This window comes from Stenotrophomonas sp. CS3K5 (assembly GCF_059515225.1).
Map to the genome: position 1 here is coordinate 315,957 of NZ_JCAKRX010000002.1, position 16,043 is coordinate 331,999.

Consider the following 16,043-nt stretch of genomic DNA (forward strand, 5'->3'; position numbering starts at 1 on the left):
GCGTTGGGGACGACGCGCGGCACCAGCAATTGAAGCACCAGACACCACAGCGCCGGCGCTGCGCCGGCGTGCATCTCGGGCTTTCATTGAAGGGGTATTCGATGCGCAATGCATGGATCAAACGAAGCAAATGGGTCGCGCTGACACTGGTGGCCGGTGCCGCTCTGGCGGCCGCCGCCGTCGGCGTGCGTAGTACCACCACCCAGTCGAAAACCGGCAATCCCTCGGTGGATGCGCGTGCCGGCAACCCTGCCGGTCCGGCCGCCACCGGCCCCGGCAGCAGCCTGGGCGAGCTGTCCAACCGCTACATCGTGGTCTACCGCGAGGAACCGCTGGCCACCTACAAGGGCGACATCCAGGGCCTGGCGGCGCCGGAACGCCTGCGGCCCTCGGCCAGTGCCGCACGCGCCGCGGCGGCCACCGGCAATACGCCCACCCCGCGCATCGCCGTGCAGGGCGCACGCTCGCGCGACTACGTGCGCTTCCTGGCCGGTCGCCAGGCGCAGCACGAAGCGCGCATCAACGCCACGCTCGGCCGCAGCGTGCGCGTGGAGCGCCGGATGCAGCACGCGATCAACGCCTCGGTGCTGCAGATGAATCCGCAGGAAGCCGAGCAGGTGCGCCAGCTGCCCGAAGTGGAGCTGGTGGAGGAGTACAAGGAGTACGAACAGGACACCGATGTCGGTCCGGGGCTGATCGGTGCCACCGCGCTGTGGAATGCCACCCCGACGCCGTATCGCGGCGAGGGCATCGTGGTCGGCGTCATCGACTCGGGCATCAACTTCGGCAGTCCGGCTTTCACTGCCCGCGCCGAAGATGGCTACGAGCACATCAATCCGCTGGGCGCAGGCACCTATCTGGGCACCTGTGCCCCCGGTGGCGTCGATGAGGGACGCTGCAACAGCAAGCTGATCGGTGGCTACGATTTTGTCTGCACCGCACCGGGCAACCAGTGCGGCGTGGCCGATGTACGCGAAGAGCCTGGATTCGGCGATACCAACGGCCACGGCAGCCACACCGCGTCGACTGCGGCAGGCAATCCGCACACCGCGTCCTACCGTGGCAACCAGATCCACATTTCCGGTGTGGCCCCGCGCGCCAACCTGATCGCCTACGACGCCTGCTACACCGAGGTGTCCAGCGGCCGTGGCCTGTGCCCCAACACCTCGACACTGGCGGCCGTGAACCAGGCGTTGGCCGACGGCGTGGTCGATGTCATCAATTACTCCATTGCCGGCGGCACCGCACCCTGGGGTGAAGCGGTGTCGCTGGCCTTCCTCAATGCGTCCGATGCGGGCATCTATGTGGCGACCTCGGCCGGCAACTCCGGCCCGGGCCCCAATACCCTGGGGCATCTGGAACCCTGGACCGGCAGCACCGCCGCGGCTACCCACGGGCGCGGCGACATCGAGCTGTACGCCGCGGTAAGCGGGCCTGGCGTGGTGCCGCCGGAGCTGAGTGTGATCCTGCTGACCGAGGGCTCCGGTGGCGTGCCGTTCACCACGCCCATTGCCGCCAGCACGCCGCTGCGGGTCAGTGCCGGCATCGACACCGCCAATGATGGCTGCGCCGCATTCCCGGCCAACACCTTCCAGGGCGCGATCGCGGTGGTCCGGCGTGGCTCGTGCAACTTCAGCGACAAGGTCAACAATGCGGCCGGTGCCGGCGCCATCGCGGTGCTGATCGCCAACAACCAGCCCACGCCGATCCTGCCCAACGTGGCGGGCGCCACCATCCCGGCCTTCGCCATCGACCAGGCCGACGCCAATGCGCTGCGCACCTTTGCCAACAGCGTGGGCAATGCCGCTACCGGCGGCATCGCCTATCCGGCCACCAAGGTGAGCAACACACCGGATGTGCTCGGTGATTTCAGCTCGCGCGGCCCGGCCGGCGTGTTCGATCTGGTCAAGCCGGACGTGACCGCGCCGGGCGTGCGCGTGCTGGCGGTGGTGGCCGGTACCAGCGTGACCGGCTCGGAGAACGCGGTCGGTCTGATGGATGGCACCTCGATGGCCTCACCGCATCATGCCGGTGCGGCCGCCCTGCTGCGCCAGGCACGACCGGACTGGACCGTGCAGGAAGCGCGTTCGGCGCTGATGATGACCGCGCGCCAGGAGGTGATGAAGGAAGACGGCGTCACCCCGGCCGATCCGTTCGCGATGGGCGCCGGTCGCATCCAGGTCGATCAGGCACTGCGCGCCGGTCTGGTGCTGAACGAGACCAAGGCCAACTTCCTGGCCGCCAACCCCGCCAACGGCGGTGATGTGGCCTCGCTCAACATCGCCAGCATGGGCAAGCGCAAGTGCCCGGACAGCTGCAGCTTCACCCGTGTGTTCCGCAACGTGCTGCCGACCCGGCAGACCTGGACGGCGAAGGTGACCGGCCTGACGGCAGTGGTGTCGCCGTCGGTGTTTACCCTGGCGCCGGGCGAAAGCAAGGCGGTTCGGGTGATCGTCACCACCGGTGCGGTGCCCAACGATGGCAGCTGGCGGTTCGCACGCCTGACCGTGGCGCCGCAGGGCGGTGACACCAGCCAGCCGTTGCTGCGCCTGCCGATTGCAGTTTCGGTGCCGCCGCCGCAGATCGCCGCCACGCCGCCGACCAGCTCGCTGACCCTGCCCACCGGAGGCAGTGGCTCGGTGAACCTGCAGATCACCAACACCGGCGGTTCGCCGCTGGAATGGCAGATCGACAACTCCGGGGTAGGCACCCGCACGCTGGTCGCGCAGGCGCCGAACAACGCCAACGGGCGCCGCTCCACGCGCTTCACCGATGCCGCTTCGGTCGGTGCGCGCGCGCAGTTGTCCGCCGATGACTTCACCCTCGGCGAGACCACCGGCATTACCCGCATCGTGGCCGATGGCTTCGTCAACGGCGGCTCGCTGGCCACCTCGACCAACCTCAACTGGTCGATATTCCGCGACGTCGGCGGCAACCCGGAAGGCAATCCGGAATCGAGCCCGCAACTGGCAGTGTGGTCGCATACCGCAACCGTTGGCAGCGCGGGCGTGAGCACGTCTGCCACCCTGGCCAGCATCAACCTGGACATGGCCGCCGCCGGGCAGAACGTCAGCCTGCCTGCCGGCCGCTACTGGCTGGTGGTATCGGTGCGCGCACCGCTGGCCACCAGCTGGTTCTGGTTCAACGCCACCAGCGGCGACAGCGTGTACCGCGGCGCGATCATCAACCCGGACGGCAGCGGGGCCTGGTCGGCCACCACCGGTGCGCCGGGCCTGGCCTACGGGCTGGGCGGCAGCAACGCCTGCGGTGCCGGCTGGATCGGTACGCCCTCGCGTGCGCTTGGCCGCATCGTGGCCGGTGCCAACCAGACCACGCAGGTGCAGATCAACGCCGGTGGGCTGGCGCCAGGCAACTACTCCGGCTTCGTCTGCGTGGGCAGCAATGACCCCACCACGCCGAAGACCGCCGTGCGTGTTGCGTTGACGGTCACACCGTAAGGCGCGCGCAGCATCCGGGCCGGTCCCGCAGGGGCCGGCTCGTTCTCCAGCGTTTCCGGCCGTGGCCGGAGACCTTCCTTGATGGACCTTGGGGGTACCGTGAAGACGATGCACAAGCACATCCTTGCCGTGGCGCTGGCCATGGCAACCGCGCCGGCGTGGGCCGGTGATACCTGCCAGCTGGACGATGGGTTCGGCGGCGTTTCCAGTGGTGGCGCGACCGCCGGCGGCGCCGCGTCGATGGCCTGTGGCAACGGAGCCGATGCCAGTGGCGATCTGTCCGCTGCCGTTGGTACCGGCGCCAGCGCCAGCGGCACCGGCAGCACCGCCGTCGGTGCCGCCAGCAGTGCCTCGGGCGACCAGAGCGCGGCGGTCGGCGTGGGCGCCTCCGCGTCCGGCGCCAACAGCGCAGCGATCGGTGACAGCAGCACCGCCAGTGGTGATTTCAGCAGCGCCAGCGGCTCCGGCAGCTCCGCCACCGGTTCGTTCGCAACGGCGTCCGGTGCCGGCAGCACGGCCAGCGGCGAGAACAGCACCGCGGTGGGCAGTCTGTCCGAAGCCAGTGGTAGCAACAGCAGCGCACTGGGCAACGGTGCCGTGGCCTCGGCCAACGACAGCGTTGCACTCGGCAACGGCTCGGTGGCCGATCGTGCCAACTCGGTGTCGGTCGGCAGTGCCGGCAACGAACGTCAATTGACCAATGTGGCCGCCGCCACCCAGGGCACCGATGCGGTCAATCTCAACCAGATGAACGCCGGCAACGCCGCCACGCTGTCGTCGGCGAACGGATATGCCGACACTCGGGCCGCCGCTGCCGTCACCACGGCCAATGCCTACACCGACGCCAGCAGTGCGGCAACGCTGTCCTCGGCCAACGGCTACACCGACACCCGCGCCGCGGCCGCCGTCACCACCGCCAACGCCTATACCGATGCCAGCAGCGCAGCCACGCTGTCGTCGGCCAATGGCTACACCGACACCAAATCGGCGCAGGCGGTCACCACGGCCAACGCCTACACCGATCAGCGCCTGGCCCAGTTCGCATTGGACAACAACGGCCTGCGCCAGGAGATGGAGCGCCGGCTGCGCCACCAGGATCAGCGCATCGATCGCATGGGCGCCATGAGTTCGGCGATGTTGAACATGGCCATCAATGCGGCTGGCTCGCAAAGCCCGCGCGGTCGCATTGCGGTGGGTGCCGGCTTCCAGGGCGGTGAGCAGGCGCTGTCGATCGGCTACGGCAAGCGCATCGGCGAGCGCGCTTCGTTCTCGCTGGGTGGGGCCTTCAGCAATGGCGAGAAGTCCGCGGGCATGGGCTTCGGCGTCGATCTGTAGTCGAGGGCCGCGGGCAGGGGGCGGGTAACGCCCCCTGTTCAGCATTGAATGCCTGACAACATGCCTCCAACGGCGTGTTGCGTCGCAAGGTGCCAGCCACCATTCGCACTGGTACGGTCCAGCCCGTTGCATACCAACAACGGGGAGAGACGACGATGCGCAAGCTGGTGCTGATGTTGATCCTGCTGACGGGCCTGGCACCCTCCGCCTGGGCGGCCACGGTCAAGACCACCCATACCACCATCAACAGCTGGGACGGAACGCCACTTGGCGCCTTCGTCATCGAGCCGCAGGACGCCGGCAGCGGACGGTTCCCGCTGCTGGTGATGCCCAGCAGCTGGGCTGTGCCCAGCGCCGAGTACGTGGGCGTGGCGCAAGCCCTGGCCCGCCGAGGCTACATCGTCATCAGCTACAGCTCACGCGGCTTCTGGGAGTCGGGCGGCAACATCGACATTGCCGGCCCGGCCACGGTCGAAGATGTCAGTGCGCTGATCGATTGGGCCCTGGACAACACGCGCGCCGATCCGGCGCGGATCGGCGTTTCGGGTATCTCCTATGGCGCCGGCACCAGCTTGCTGGCGGCCGCGCGCGATCCACGCATCAAGGTCGTGGCCGCCTTGAGCGGCTGGGCCGACCTGGAGGCCTCGCTGTACAGCAACCGCACCCCCAGCGCGCAGGGCATTGCCTTGCTGGTGGCGGCCGGGCTGGCCACCGGACGCCCGGGCTCCGAGCTGGCCACCATCAACCGCAACGTGCTGCTGGGCAATTTCCAGGGTGCAGTCGATTCGCTGTTGCCGGTCGCGGCCCAGCGCAGCCCGGCCAGCAGCGTGGATGAGATCAACGCCAACCGGCCGGCGGTGTTCCTCGCCAACGCCTTCAATGACAGCCTGTTCCCGCCCGGCCAGCTGGTGGACTTCTTCAACCGCCTGCAAGGGCCCAAGCAGCTGCAGCTGCGCCACGGCGATCACGCACTCAACGAGCTGCTCGGTGCGCTGGGTATTCCCAATGAAGTCTATGAGCAGGCGGGCGACTGGTTCGATCACTACCTCAAGGGCGTGGACAACGGCATCGATCGCCAGGCCGCGGTGCAGCTGAAGTCGCAGAAGGGCCTGTGGAGCCGCTATCCCAGCTGGCAGGCCACCGGCAATGGCGCCGTCAGCTACGCGCTCACTGCACCCGGCGGCCTGCTGCTGCCCACCGGCGGCCTGGCCGAGAACGGCCGCAGCACCGGCTGGAACTATCGCATCGGCAGTGGCCTGTTGACCGTTGCCAACTCGGGCGTGGCGATGGCATCAGGCGCCCTGCAGATGATCAACCTGCCCCCGGGCGCGTACATTCCGTTCGTGGGCCGCAGTGCCGCCGGCGTCTGGCAGGGCCCAGTGCAGTGGAGCGCGCGCCGGCTCGATGGAACGCCCGAGCTGCGCGTCACGGTCACGCCCAGCCGCGCCAATACAACGCTGTATGCCTACCTTTACGCCGAAGACGTGCTTGGCAATGGACAGCTGATCAGCCACAAACCCTACACGCTGCGCGATGCGACGCCGGGCCAGGCACAGACCCTGGACCTGCGCCTGGAGGCCAGCAGCTGGAGCCTGCCGGCCGGCAGCCGCTTGACGCTGGTGATCGACACGGTGGATCTGCGCTACGCCGGCATAAGCCAGCTGGGCGGAGCGGTGACCTTCAGCTCGCCGGCCGCGTCGCCTTCGCTGCTGAAGGTGCCGCTGCACTGAGGCGCACCGGCAGCCTGCATGCCACAGCTCAGAGCGGCTGTGGCAGCAGGGTCCGGATCGCCTCGTGCTGCTTGGACAGTGTGGCCCTTTGCACGAAGCCCTGGATGATCGACGCGGCAACCTTGCGCTGGTTGTCCATGTCCAGCAGCGGGGCGACCTGTCCGGCCCCGGTGGGGGAGTCACGGAACGGGCAGCCCACCGCATCGGCCGTGGTCAGGGTGATGATCGCCTTGGCCAGGCGTGCCGAGGGCGCGCGCTTGGCGTGGAAGATCACCAGCGTGCGCTCGTAGCTGATGCCGGTGGGGCGCACCGTCGAGTGCAGGGTGTCTTCGATGGTCACGTGCCGGCCGTCAATCCAGTCCAGCGCCTGCATGCAGTTGGCGATCGTCGCACGGCACAGCGTGGCGTAGTCGGTGCGGATGACCACCGCGTAGTCCACGCCGGAGACCGGCACCCGGTTGAGGTCCAGGTAGGGGTTCTGCGCCAGTGTTGCCACCAGCGCCAGGTCATCGCTGAAACCGCAGGCGGTACCGAGGGGGGCGCCCAGGCGCTGCAGCAATGTTTCCATCCATTGCATGCCCCACTGGCGCCCCGCCATCAGCTGATTCCGTTGCCGGACGGTCAGCGCACCCTGTTCGACGCCTGCCATGGCGTCGCGCATGGCGTCCTTCACCGCCGTCATGCAGGCATCGACCTGCTTCATGCAGTCAGCGCCAACGGTATGGACCGGCGTGGCGGAGATGCCGTCGATCACCCGCTGGAACACCGACAGATCACGCTGCTGATTCAGATACCAGTCGTGGATGCGCTGCACGTTGCGGCGGCGCTTGTCCAGCTTGTCGGCGCCGGGCCAGTTCGGATAGGCCGCGATCTCGCACAGCATCGTCAAGCCTTCCCAGAGGTGATACTCCATGCTGGGCAGCGGCAAGCGCCAGCGCTCATCGGCACCGGCATCTTCGGTGATCACCAGATGGTTGCGCACGATGTCCGACCACACCGTGATGGCTTCAACCGTGTCGCGGCGCGGCGTGGTGACATCGATCAGTTCCATCAGGATCGGCCGTGGCGTCACTGGATCATCGCCGGTGGGTGCGCGCGGATCCTTCACCCAACGCGCATGCCAGGTATACCCCAGGCGATACAGCACGAACGGCTTGATGCCATCGTTGAGAATGATCCCAGGTGGAGGTGGGGGTGCTGGCGCGGGTTGCACCGGCGGCACCACCTGCGGCGCCGGCGCCGGCAGCACCGGCGCATTGGATGGTGCGGTCGCTGCCTTGGTCGATCCGATACCCTTCAACGGCGTGCTGGTGAACAGATGCAGCCCGGCGCGGTCGCGCTCGTAGACCTTGCGGAAGGTCTGCGGGTTGTCACAGGTCACCAGGCACGATTGGCCCGGCGGAACGTAGATGTCGACCGTGGTCAGATCCACCACCTGGCCGCACAAGGGGTTCTGCGCGGGCGGGGCGAGGCTGATCTCCAGCGCGATGTTCAGACCGGCCGGGCCCATCACCTCGATCACGATGTCCTCCACCCCTCCGTGCAGGGCGTCCTGGGCCGGAATCGGAATCCAGGGATTGATCACCATCTGGGTGTCCCAGTCGGACCTGCCGAAGTCGAACAGGGTCGGCGGCGGCTCTGCCGGGCGTTCGATCAACGCGTCGAGGGCGTTGCCACCTTTTACGTAGAAGAACAGCAGCGCCTGCTCAGGCCTCAGGTTGTAATCGCGGCGGACCGTGCTGACCAGGCTGCGCAGGCGGTCCTTGATGTCCGACAGGGCCTTGACCACCACCGAGCGCACCTCCGGGTACGCCTGGGCGTTGTTGATCTGCGCGGTCAACTGCTTGCTGATGTGGCGACGCGCCTCGCGTTCCGGCGTGCTTTCTTTCATGGGGAGCCTCGCAGGGAAAGTGGGGCAGGGGGGGCGGCTCAGCGCGGGGCCAGCAGTGCGGCGATCGCGCCGTACCAGTCGATGGCCTGGCTGCTGCGCCGGGCGCGCGCCAACGCGCGGGCCGCACCCGGTACCGATACCGGTATGCGCACACCGAGATACCGGCGCAGATCGCGGGTGGCGACCAGCACGGCGGTGTCCACTTCCCAGTCCGAAACAGCCGTTGCCGCAGGGCGCGCACTGCCGAGCAGGCCGCGGGTGTTGCGCGCGGCCAGATCCGCAACCCGTTGCAGCTCGTGCGGTGTGGTGCGGAAGCGGACCAGCGAGAAACTGCCGCCGCCTTCCGGGAACACGCGTGCACGCAGGTCACACGCAGCGTGTCCCTGCGACAGCCAGATGCCCAGCTCTTCGGCAAACTCGCGGCGTGCGGTGTGCTCGCGCCATTCGTCGTTCAGGCGCCCACCGCCGGGCAACGACCACTGGCCGGCCTGGTTGACCAGCACCGGCACGATCGCATCCGACCATTCGCGAACCTCCACCACCAGGCGCGCGGCCAGCACCTGGGCGCCGGCCCAGTCCGGCGCGGTTCCCGCCTCGGGCTGCAACGCCGCCGACAACTCAGCCACGGTGGTGCGCGCCACACTTCCAGGCGGCGGTGTCTCCGGGCGCTCGGTGTACAGCAACTCAAGCGCGGCCAGGGTCTGCAATGCCACCTCGGCAATGGGGGCCCTGTGATCCGCGTTGTCGCGGGCCTGCGCCAGCGCGTCGCCGGTCTGCGGCAGCGAACGCTCGCCATCGCGCGCCACGGAATCAGCGGCGCGCAGGGCATCGGACAACAGGTCCGCCGCCTGGTTCCACTGCTGTTCGGTGGCCGCGGTACCGGAGGTGCAGATGGCCAGCACCGCGACCATCGCCTCGGCAGAGAGCACGACGACGGCGTTGCTGCCCCACCAGCTGTTGAACACCCGCTTGCGGGTGATCAGGTAGTGGTCGCCATCCCATAAAGCGACATAGACCTGGTTCATGGCATCACCCTCCTACTCGCAGAAGACGATGAGGGACGGTGGCTGCGCACCACACTGCTGTCGGGTTCCACGAAGGGGTTGCCATGTCTCGCTCCTGCGGGCTTGAGGGGTGGAGGCGGCAACACAGCGCGATGGACCACGGCACGTTGCATTGACGTGCGATCACTCTAGGGGCCGGTCGGAAGCGACGATTGGCGCCAGCCACGGAAAATGCGGTGCGATTCGACGGAACCCGGTCGATTCGATGCATTGATTTCGCCGCAGGCCAAGTACGGGCAAGGCACGCGCGCCGCCCGGGCCTGGACAGGCCGGGCGTTGCCTCAGGGCTCAAAAGGTGATTGCCGCGGCGGCATTGCGCCGCCTGGCGGCTATCGAATCGATTGCGGCACGCGCCGCAGCCTGCCCACGTCGTAGCCCATCTGCGCGATCCGCTGCACGGCCTGCTGGTAATCCTGCTCGGACACCTTCGGCGTGCGCGCCATGTACCAGACGTAGTCGCGCTTGCTGCGCGCGACGATGGTCTGGCCATAGTCATCGTCCAGCCAGGCGATGATGTACTCGGCCTGGATGGGCCAGACGAACTGCATGCCCCAGACCGCGCCCTGGCCTTCTTTCTCCACGCGTCCGATCGGGTGCATCGACCGCTGAGGGGCGGCAAAGCTGCCCTTGCGATAGGTGAAGGTGGTCTGGATGCGCCCGTCCGGCCGCAACGCGTAGCTTTCAACCGCGTCGTAGGCCTCGCGCTCCGGCCACGAGGGAATGTGCGCGATCACGTACCAGTCGCCCATGAAGCGTGGCACATCCACCGAGGGTGGGCGTGGCAGCGCACGGGTGTCCTGGGCACTGCAGCCGGAACCGAACAGGCCCACGGCCAGCAACGGAAGCAAGGAGAACAGGCGCATGGATCACCTCAGCGAGGGCGGAACAGGTAGTGGGCCACCAGCCATTGCTGGCCGCCGTCATAGCCGAACAACTCGGCACAGGCCATCCAGAACATCCGCCAGCGCTGCCACCAGATCCGGGCGGCGGCCTCGCCGTAGGTGGCGATCAGCACCGGCATCACCCGCTCGCGTGCCGCGTCCTGGTTGGCCAGCCAATGCTCGGCGGTGCGCTGGTAATGGGTGCCATCGAGCAGCCAGCGCTGCTCCAGCCGCAGGTCGCGCTGGAAATGCAGCAGGGTATCGGCCGCCGGCATCAGGCCGCCGGTGAAGAAGTGACGGCCCATCCAGTTGTCGCCGCCATCGGTCTCGAACGGGTACATCAGGGTGCGGTGCGCGAAGATGTGCACGAACAGGGCGCCATCGGCCTTCAGCCAGCGGCCGATGCGCTGCAGCAGCTGCGGGTAGTTGCGTACGTGCTCGAACATCTCCACCGAAACGCAGCGGTCGAACCGTGCGTCGGGCAGCGCCAGCTGGTTGACGTCACAGGTGAGCACCTCCACGTTGCCCAGCCCACGTGCAGCGCACTGCGCCAGGATGTGCTCGCGCTGGCTGTGCGAGTTGGAAACGGCGGTGATCCGCGCATCTGGATAACGCTCGGCCATCCACAGCGTCAGCGAGCCCCAGCCACAGCCCAGCTCCAGGATCTGTTGGCCATCGGCCAGTGCAGCGCGCTCGCCATACAGCGCCAGCATCGCTTCCTCGGCCTGGTCCAGGCTCTCCTGCCCGCTGGCGTAATAGCAGCTGCTGTACTTCAGGCGTTTACCCAGGCAGGCCTGGAAGAAGGCAGCAGGCACCTCGTAGTGCTGGCGATTGGCCGCGTCGGTATGCAGTGCCACCGCGCTGCCGGCCAGCTCGGCAATGCGCTGCCGGAAGCGCGCGGACTGCGCCTCGATGCCGCCGCGTGTTTCTTCATGCAGTCGCTGCGCGCACAGGCGGCGGATGCCCGCGCGCAGCGCCGCATCGGGCACCAGGCCGCGCTCGGCCCAGCCGATCAGGCCGGTCTCTTTCGTGTCGTTGGCGGGCAATGCAACGGTGGCGGTCATTCTGGCTGCTCCTGGGTACGACGGGGAAACCACGGGAAGAACATCGGCGTGCTGCGCTGGTAATCGCGATAGTCGTCGCCGCGGCTGCGCAGGGCCTGTTTCTCGGTAAAGGGGATGCCGCTCAGGTAGCGCAGGAACACGTACATCAACAGGGGCCCGGTCCAGGCCAGCCACCACAGCGGTGAACCCACCGCCAACAGCACGTATGTGAACCAGTGCAGCCATTCGAAGAAGTAGTTGGGATGCCGCGAGTACCGCCACAGGCCGGTACGGCAGGTCCGGCCCTGGTTGGCCGGATCGGCGCGGAAGCGTGCCAGCTGGTGGTCGGCCAGTGCTTCACCGCCCACACTCAGCAGCCATACGGCCACGGCCGCCAGCAGCCAGGGCGACAGGCCTGGGCGCGGATGGGCGGCGGCGGCCACAAAGGGCAGGGCGAACATGGCCACCAGCAGCGCCTGCGCCATGAAGAAGCCGAAGATCCGCCGTTGATCACCCTGCCAGTGCTCGCGCAGGTAGCGGTAGCGACCGTCCTCGCTTTCATGGCGCACGCGATGCCACAGGTGCAGCGCGAGCCGGCTGCCCCACAGGCCGCCAAGCACACCCAGAGTTACCCGTGGCGCCAGCGCGCCGTCACCCAGCACCGCCAGCAGCAGGGCCGATGCGCCTACGCCTTTGGCCCACAGCACATCGACCACGCCGATGTTGCGGTGGCGACGTTGCCAGGCCCAGCCCCAGCACATGATCAGCACCGCATACAGCAGCACCCACAGCAGCGCGCTCATGGTGACACTCCTGCCAGCGGTGGCGTCGCCGCTGCCCAGCGCCGGGCGGCAAGGCATAGCAAAGAAAGCGCGATGCTCCAGCCTGCGCCGAGCAGCAGCACCCCACGCCAGGCTGGTGCGATGAACTGCACCGCACCGAAGCCGCGCGCGGCGGAAAGATAGGCCAGCGGTGCCAGCAGCAGACCGAACAGGAACGGCAGCGCGGCATGGCGCTGCAGGAAGCGCATCGACGAGGTGAGCGTCATCGCGAACGCCGCCCACAGCGCCAGGATCCACGGTGGTGGCGCCCAGCCCAGCGGCGCTGCGGCATAGCGCACGGTGCCACTGGCGGCGGCGCTGGCATCCACCAGCCAGGCGCACGCCAAGGCAAGCAGGATCAACCGCAGGTCCAGGCGGACGTGCGGAGAGCTCGACAGCTGGCTGCCGATGTACAACGCCGCACCCAGCAGCGCAGGCCACTGCAAGCCGCGGCCCGCGCCGGCCACGGCGCACAGCCAGACCAGCTGGTTGCCCACCAGGTTGACCCAGGGCCGGCGCATCTCAGCCTTCCCGCCCTGGCGCCAGGCTGGGCCGGTGACCCGGCCGCGCCATCAGCAGGTGCGAGACCCCGATCGAGCGCTCCAGGAAGCCCCCCTCGCAGTACGCCAGGTAGAACTCCCACAGGCGGCAGAACCGCTTATCGAACCCCTGCGCGTGCACCGCCGCCCGCTGGGCCAGGAAGCGCCGGCGCCAGGCGCGCAGGGTCAGCGCATAGGAATGGCCGAAGTCCTGCTGGGCGATCAGCTGCAGATCGCTGGCGCGGGTCTTGGCGGCCATGATCGCGTTGATCGAAGGAATGAAGCTGCCTGGAAACACGTAGCGCTTGATGTAGTCCACGCTGCGCCGCGCCTGTTCGTAGCGGTGGTCTTCGATGGTGATCGCCTGCAGCAGCGCAAGGCCATCGGGCTTCAGCAGCCGCTGCAGGGTGGCCATGTAGGTGTCCAGATACTCCGCGCCAATGGCCTCGATCATCTCAATGGACACCAGCTTGTCAAACTGTCCCTCCAGGTCACGGTAGTCCTGCATCAACAGCGTGATGCGGTCCTGCAGGCCAGCGGCGTGCACGCGCTCGGTGGCCAACGCGTGCTGCTCGGCCGAAAGCGTGGTGGTGGTGACATGGCAGCCATGATGGCGGGCGGCATGCAGGGCGAAACCGCCCCAGCCGGTGCCGATCTCGATCACCCGGTCCCCGGGCCCCAGCTGCAACTGCCGGCAGACCTGTTCCAGTTTGCGCTGCGAGGCCGCCTCCAGCGATTCGGTTTCACTGGCGAACAGGGCCGAGGAGTACATCAGGTCCGGCGACAGGAACAGACTGAAGAAGTCATTGCCCAGGTCGTAGTGTGCGGCGATGTTGCGGCGGCTTCCTTCGCGGCTGTTGCGGCGCAACCGGCCCCATCCGCGAAGCAGCCAGCCGCCGATACGGGCCGGGCCGTGCTCCATGCCGTCCAGCAGTTCGCGGTTGCGCACCAGCAGCTGCACCAGCCCGACCAGGTCATCGCACTGCCATTCGCCCAGGATGTAGCTCTCGCCGGCGCCGACGCTGCCCTGCGCGGCCACCCTGCGGAAGAAGGTCGGATCGTCGATGTGCAGCGTGACCCGCAGCGCGGCGTCCGTTTCCCCCAGCCAGACCTCGCCCAGCGCATCGCGTACACACAGGCATCCACCACGCATCGGTGCCAGTTGTGCCAGCAGTCGCCGGCGCAGGAAGCTATCCAGGGCGCCAGGCCGGGGCAGGGCCACGGCGGGGGTTACGTCGTTCATCGTGGTTTCTCGGCAAGGGAAGGGTGGTCGTGTACCGGGTTGCGCTTGAACCACAGGCGCAGGGCCTGCCAATGGATGGCCGCCACCACCTGCACGGTCATCAGCGGATAGCAGGCCAGTACCCGCGCCAGGCCGCGCCCGTCCAGTGGGCGCCGCCGCAGGGTCTGGGTCGCGTCGAACTGGCGCACGCCGTGCTGCAGCACCTGCATGTGCACGCGCAGATCCTGCCCGGGCATGCTGAAGCGCCAGTCGTAACGGCAGTCCATGGCCATGAACGGCGAGACATGGAAGCCCTTGTCGAACTGCCAGCGCAGCGAAGCGCCTTCGCGGCTGGCGGTCGCCGCCGGCAGGACGTAGGCGTGGCGCTCCTTCCATGGGGTGTTGGTGATCTCGGCAACGATGCACTCCAGCGTGCTGCCGTCGGCGGCATAGCAGTAGTAGAAGCTGACCGGATTGAAGACATGCCCGCCATAACGTAGATGGGTCAGCAGGCGCACCGGCCCCGCCGGGCGATGGCCGAGGGTGGCTGCGGCATGATCACGAATCGCATCGGCCAACGGCCTGGCCGCATCGCCGAAGTAGTCGCTGCGGCGGAACTCGGCCAGGTTGCGGCGGTTCACCGACCACAACCAGCGGCCGGCGAACACCGACTCCAGCTCGTCCAGGTCGAGCAGCAGCTGCGCGATCGGGTAACGGAACTGATGGGGGTGCGGCTGGTGCCGGCGATGCACCACCTGGCCGAAGTAGAGGGCGCTGGCGCTCACGCAGCCACCTCTCCCGGTACCGGCACCGGACGTTGCTGCATCTGCCCGCGCAACGCATCCACCACCTGGCGCGCACTGCGGATGCCATCCTCGTGGAAGCCCCAGCCCCAGTAGGCCCCGGCGAACCACGTATGGCGCCGTCCCTGCAGCTCGACCCAGCGCTGCTGCGCGCGCACCGCAGCGTGGTCGTGTACCGGGTGGGCGTAGTGCAGAGTGCGCAGCACCTTGTCCGGGTCGATGGCCTGGCTGCGGTTGAGCGTGACCACCAGCGGCGTGCGCCCCGGCAGGCCCTGCAGCAGGTTCATGCAATAGCTGACGGTACAGGCCCCAGAGGTGTCGCGCGGCACATGGGCGTTCCAGGCGGCCCAGGCCTTGCGGTTGCGCGGCAGCAACGAGGCGTCGGTATGCAGCACCACCTCGTTGGCCTGGTAGCGGATGGCGCCCAGTACCTCGCGCTCGGCGGTGTCGGCATCGGTCAACAGCGCCAGCGCCTGGTCGCTGTGGCAGGCCAGGATCACCTGGTCGAAGACCTCCAGGCCGGCAGCGCTGCGCACCTGCACCCCGTGCGCCATGCGCTCGATGGAATGGACCGGGCAATTCAGCCGTTCATGCACCCGCCAGCGCTGGCGCAACGCATCGACATACCGCGCGGAGCCGCCACTGACCACCCGCCACGGCGAGCGGCCGCGAATCTGCAGCATCTGGTGATTGGCCATGAACTGGGCCAGGTAGCGGGCGGGAAACGCCTCCACGGTCGCGCTGGGCGAGGACCACAGGGCCGATGCCATCGGCAGCAGGTGCTCTTCGACGAAGGCGTTGCCGTAACGCTGGCTGCGCAGGTACTGCCCCAGCGTCGGCCCTTCGGCCTCGGTCAGCAATCGTGGCGCATCACGATAGAACCGGCGCAGATCCGAGAGCATGCCCCAGAAGCGCGGCGAGACCAGGTTGCGGCGTTGGCAGAACAGACCATCGAGCGAGGTGGCGTTGTACTCCACGCCACTGCGCTCGCTGTGCATCGAGAAGCTCATCGTGGTCGGCTGCGAGGCTACCCCCAGTTCATCGAACAGTGCCGTCAGCAGCGGGTAATGCAGCGGGTTGAAGACGATGAAGCCGGTATCCACGGCCAGTTGGAGGCCGTCGACTTCCACCTCGTGGGTATGGGTGTGGCCGCCCAGATGGTCGCCCGCCTCGAAAAGCGTGACCTCATGTTCTCCGTGCAGCCACCAGGCGCTGGCCAACCCTGCGATGCCCGATCCGACAATGGCAATGCGCAT

Annotated in this window: 11 protein-coding genes and 2 pseudogenes; 4 read left to right on the forward strand and 9 right to left on the reverse strand. The window is 68.0% G+C overall.

The window, feature by feature from the left end:
- Positions 1-101: 101 nt before the first annotated feature.
- From AC5YGJ_RS04035 to AC5YGJ_RS04050, 4 genes and pseudogenes are all read left to right on the forward strand, one after another.
- On the forward strand, positions 102-3,458 hold the full coding sequence (locus tag AC5YGJ_RS04035) for a S8 family serine peptidase (protein ID WP_496185803.1): 3,357 nt from the start codon (positions 102-104) through the stop codon (positions 3,456-3,458).
- Positions 3,459-3,698: 240 nt separating this feature from the next.
- Positions 3,699-4,262, forward strand: a pseudogene (locus tag AC5YGJ_RS04040) (YadA family autotransporter adhesin); the annotation flags it as partial.
- A 291-nt stretch (positions 4,263-4,553) separates the two neighbouring features.
- Positions 4,554-4,793: pseudogene (locus AC5YGJ_RS04045) on the forward strand (YadA-like family protein); the annotation flags it as partial.
- 155 nt (positions 4,794-4,948) lie between these two features.
- Entirely contained in the window at positions 4,949-6,523 is a 1,575-nt protein-coding gene (locus AC5YGJ_RS04050) for a CocE/NonD family hydrolase (protein WP_496185804.1), read from the forward strand.
- 28 nt (positions 6,524-6,551) lie between these two features.
- Here AC5YGJ_RS04050 and AC5YGJ_RS04055 read toward each other — a convergent pair whose 3' ends face one another.
- The 9 genes from AC5YGJ_RS04055 to AC5YGJ_RS04095 all read right to left on the reverse strand — a co-directional run bounded on the left by AC5YGJ_RS04055 (position 6,552) and on the right by AC5YGJ_RS04095 (position 16,043).
- Entirely contained in the window at positions 6,552-8,414 is a 1,863-nt protein-coding gene (locus tag AC5YGJ_RS04055; protein ID WP_496185805.1) for a hypothetical protein, read from the reverse strand.
- A 38-nt stretch (positions 8,415-8,452) separates the two neighbouring features.
- Entirely contained in the window at positions 8,453-9,439 is a 987-nt protein-coding gene (locus AC5YGJ_RS04060) for an NUDIX hydrolase (protein WP_249843957.1), read from the reverse strand.
- Between the two features lie 368 nt (positions 9,440-9,807).
- Positions 9,808-10,341: a lipocalin family protein gene (locus AC5YGJ_RS04065; protein WP_409460012.1), complete on the reverse strand. Its 534-nt coding sequence runs from the start codon at positions 10,339-10,341 to the stop codon at positions 9,808-9,810.
- An 8-nt stretch (positions 10,342-10,349) separates the two neighbouring features.
- The gene (locus AC5YGJ_RS04070; protein ID WP_309340834.1) at positions 10,350-11,423 is read right to left on the reverse strand and encodes an SAM-dependent methyltransferase; all 1,074 of its coding nucleotides are present in this window, start codon (positions 11,421-11,423) and stop codon (positions 10,350-10,352) included.
- A complete protein-coding gene (locus AC5YGJ_RS04075) occupies positions 11,420-12,205 on the reverse strand; it encodes a DUF1295 domain-containing protein (protein ID WP_496185806.1) in 786 nt (261 codons plus the stop codon). The genes AC5YGJ_RS04070 and AC5YGJ_RS04075 overlap by 4 nt, the downstream gene beginning before the upstream one ends.
- A complete protein-coding gene (locus AC5YGJ_RS04080; protein WP_496185807.1) occupies positions 12,202-12,744 on the reverse strand; it encodes a DUF2878 domain-containing protein in 543 nt (180 codons plus the stop codon). The genes AC5YGJ_RS04075 and AC5YGJ_RS04080 overlap by 4 nt, the downstream gene beginning before the upstream one ends.
- Position 12,745: 1 nt before the next feature.
- Positions 12,746-14,005 carry a class I SAM-dependent methyltransferase gene (locus AC5YGJ_RS04085; protein ID WP_496185808.1) on the reverse strand — a complete coding sequence of 420 codons (1,260 nt, stop codon included), beginning with the start codon at positions 14,003-14,005 and terminating at the stop codon, positions 12,746-12,748.
- Entirely contained in the window at positions 14,002-14,769 is a 768-nt protein-coding gene (locus tag AC5YGJ_RS04090) for a DUF1365 domain-containing protein (protein ID WP_249843963.1), read from the reverse strand. The genes AC5YGJ_RS04085 and AC5YGJ_RS04090 overlap by 4 nt, the downstream gene beginning before the upstream one ends.
- On the reverse strand, positions 14,766-16,043 hold the full coding sequence (locus AC5YGJ_RS04095) for an NAD(P)/FAD-dependent oxidoreductase (protein ID WP_496185809.1): 1,278 nt from the start codon (positions 16,041-16,043) through the stop codon (positions 14,766-14,768). Before AC5YGJ_RS04095 ends, AC5YGJ_RS04090 begins: the two co-directional genes overlap by 4 nt.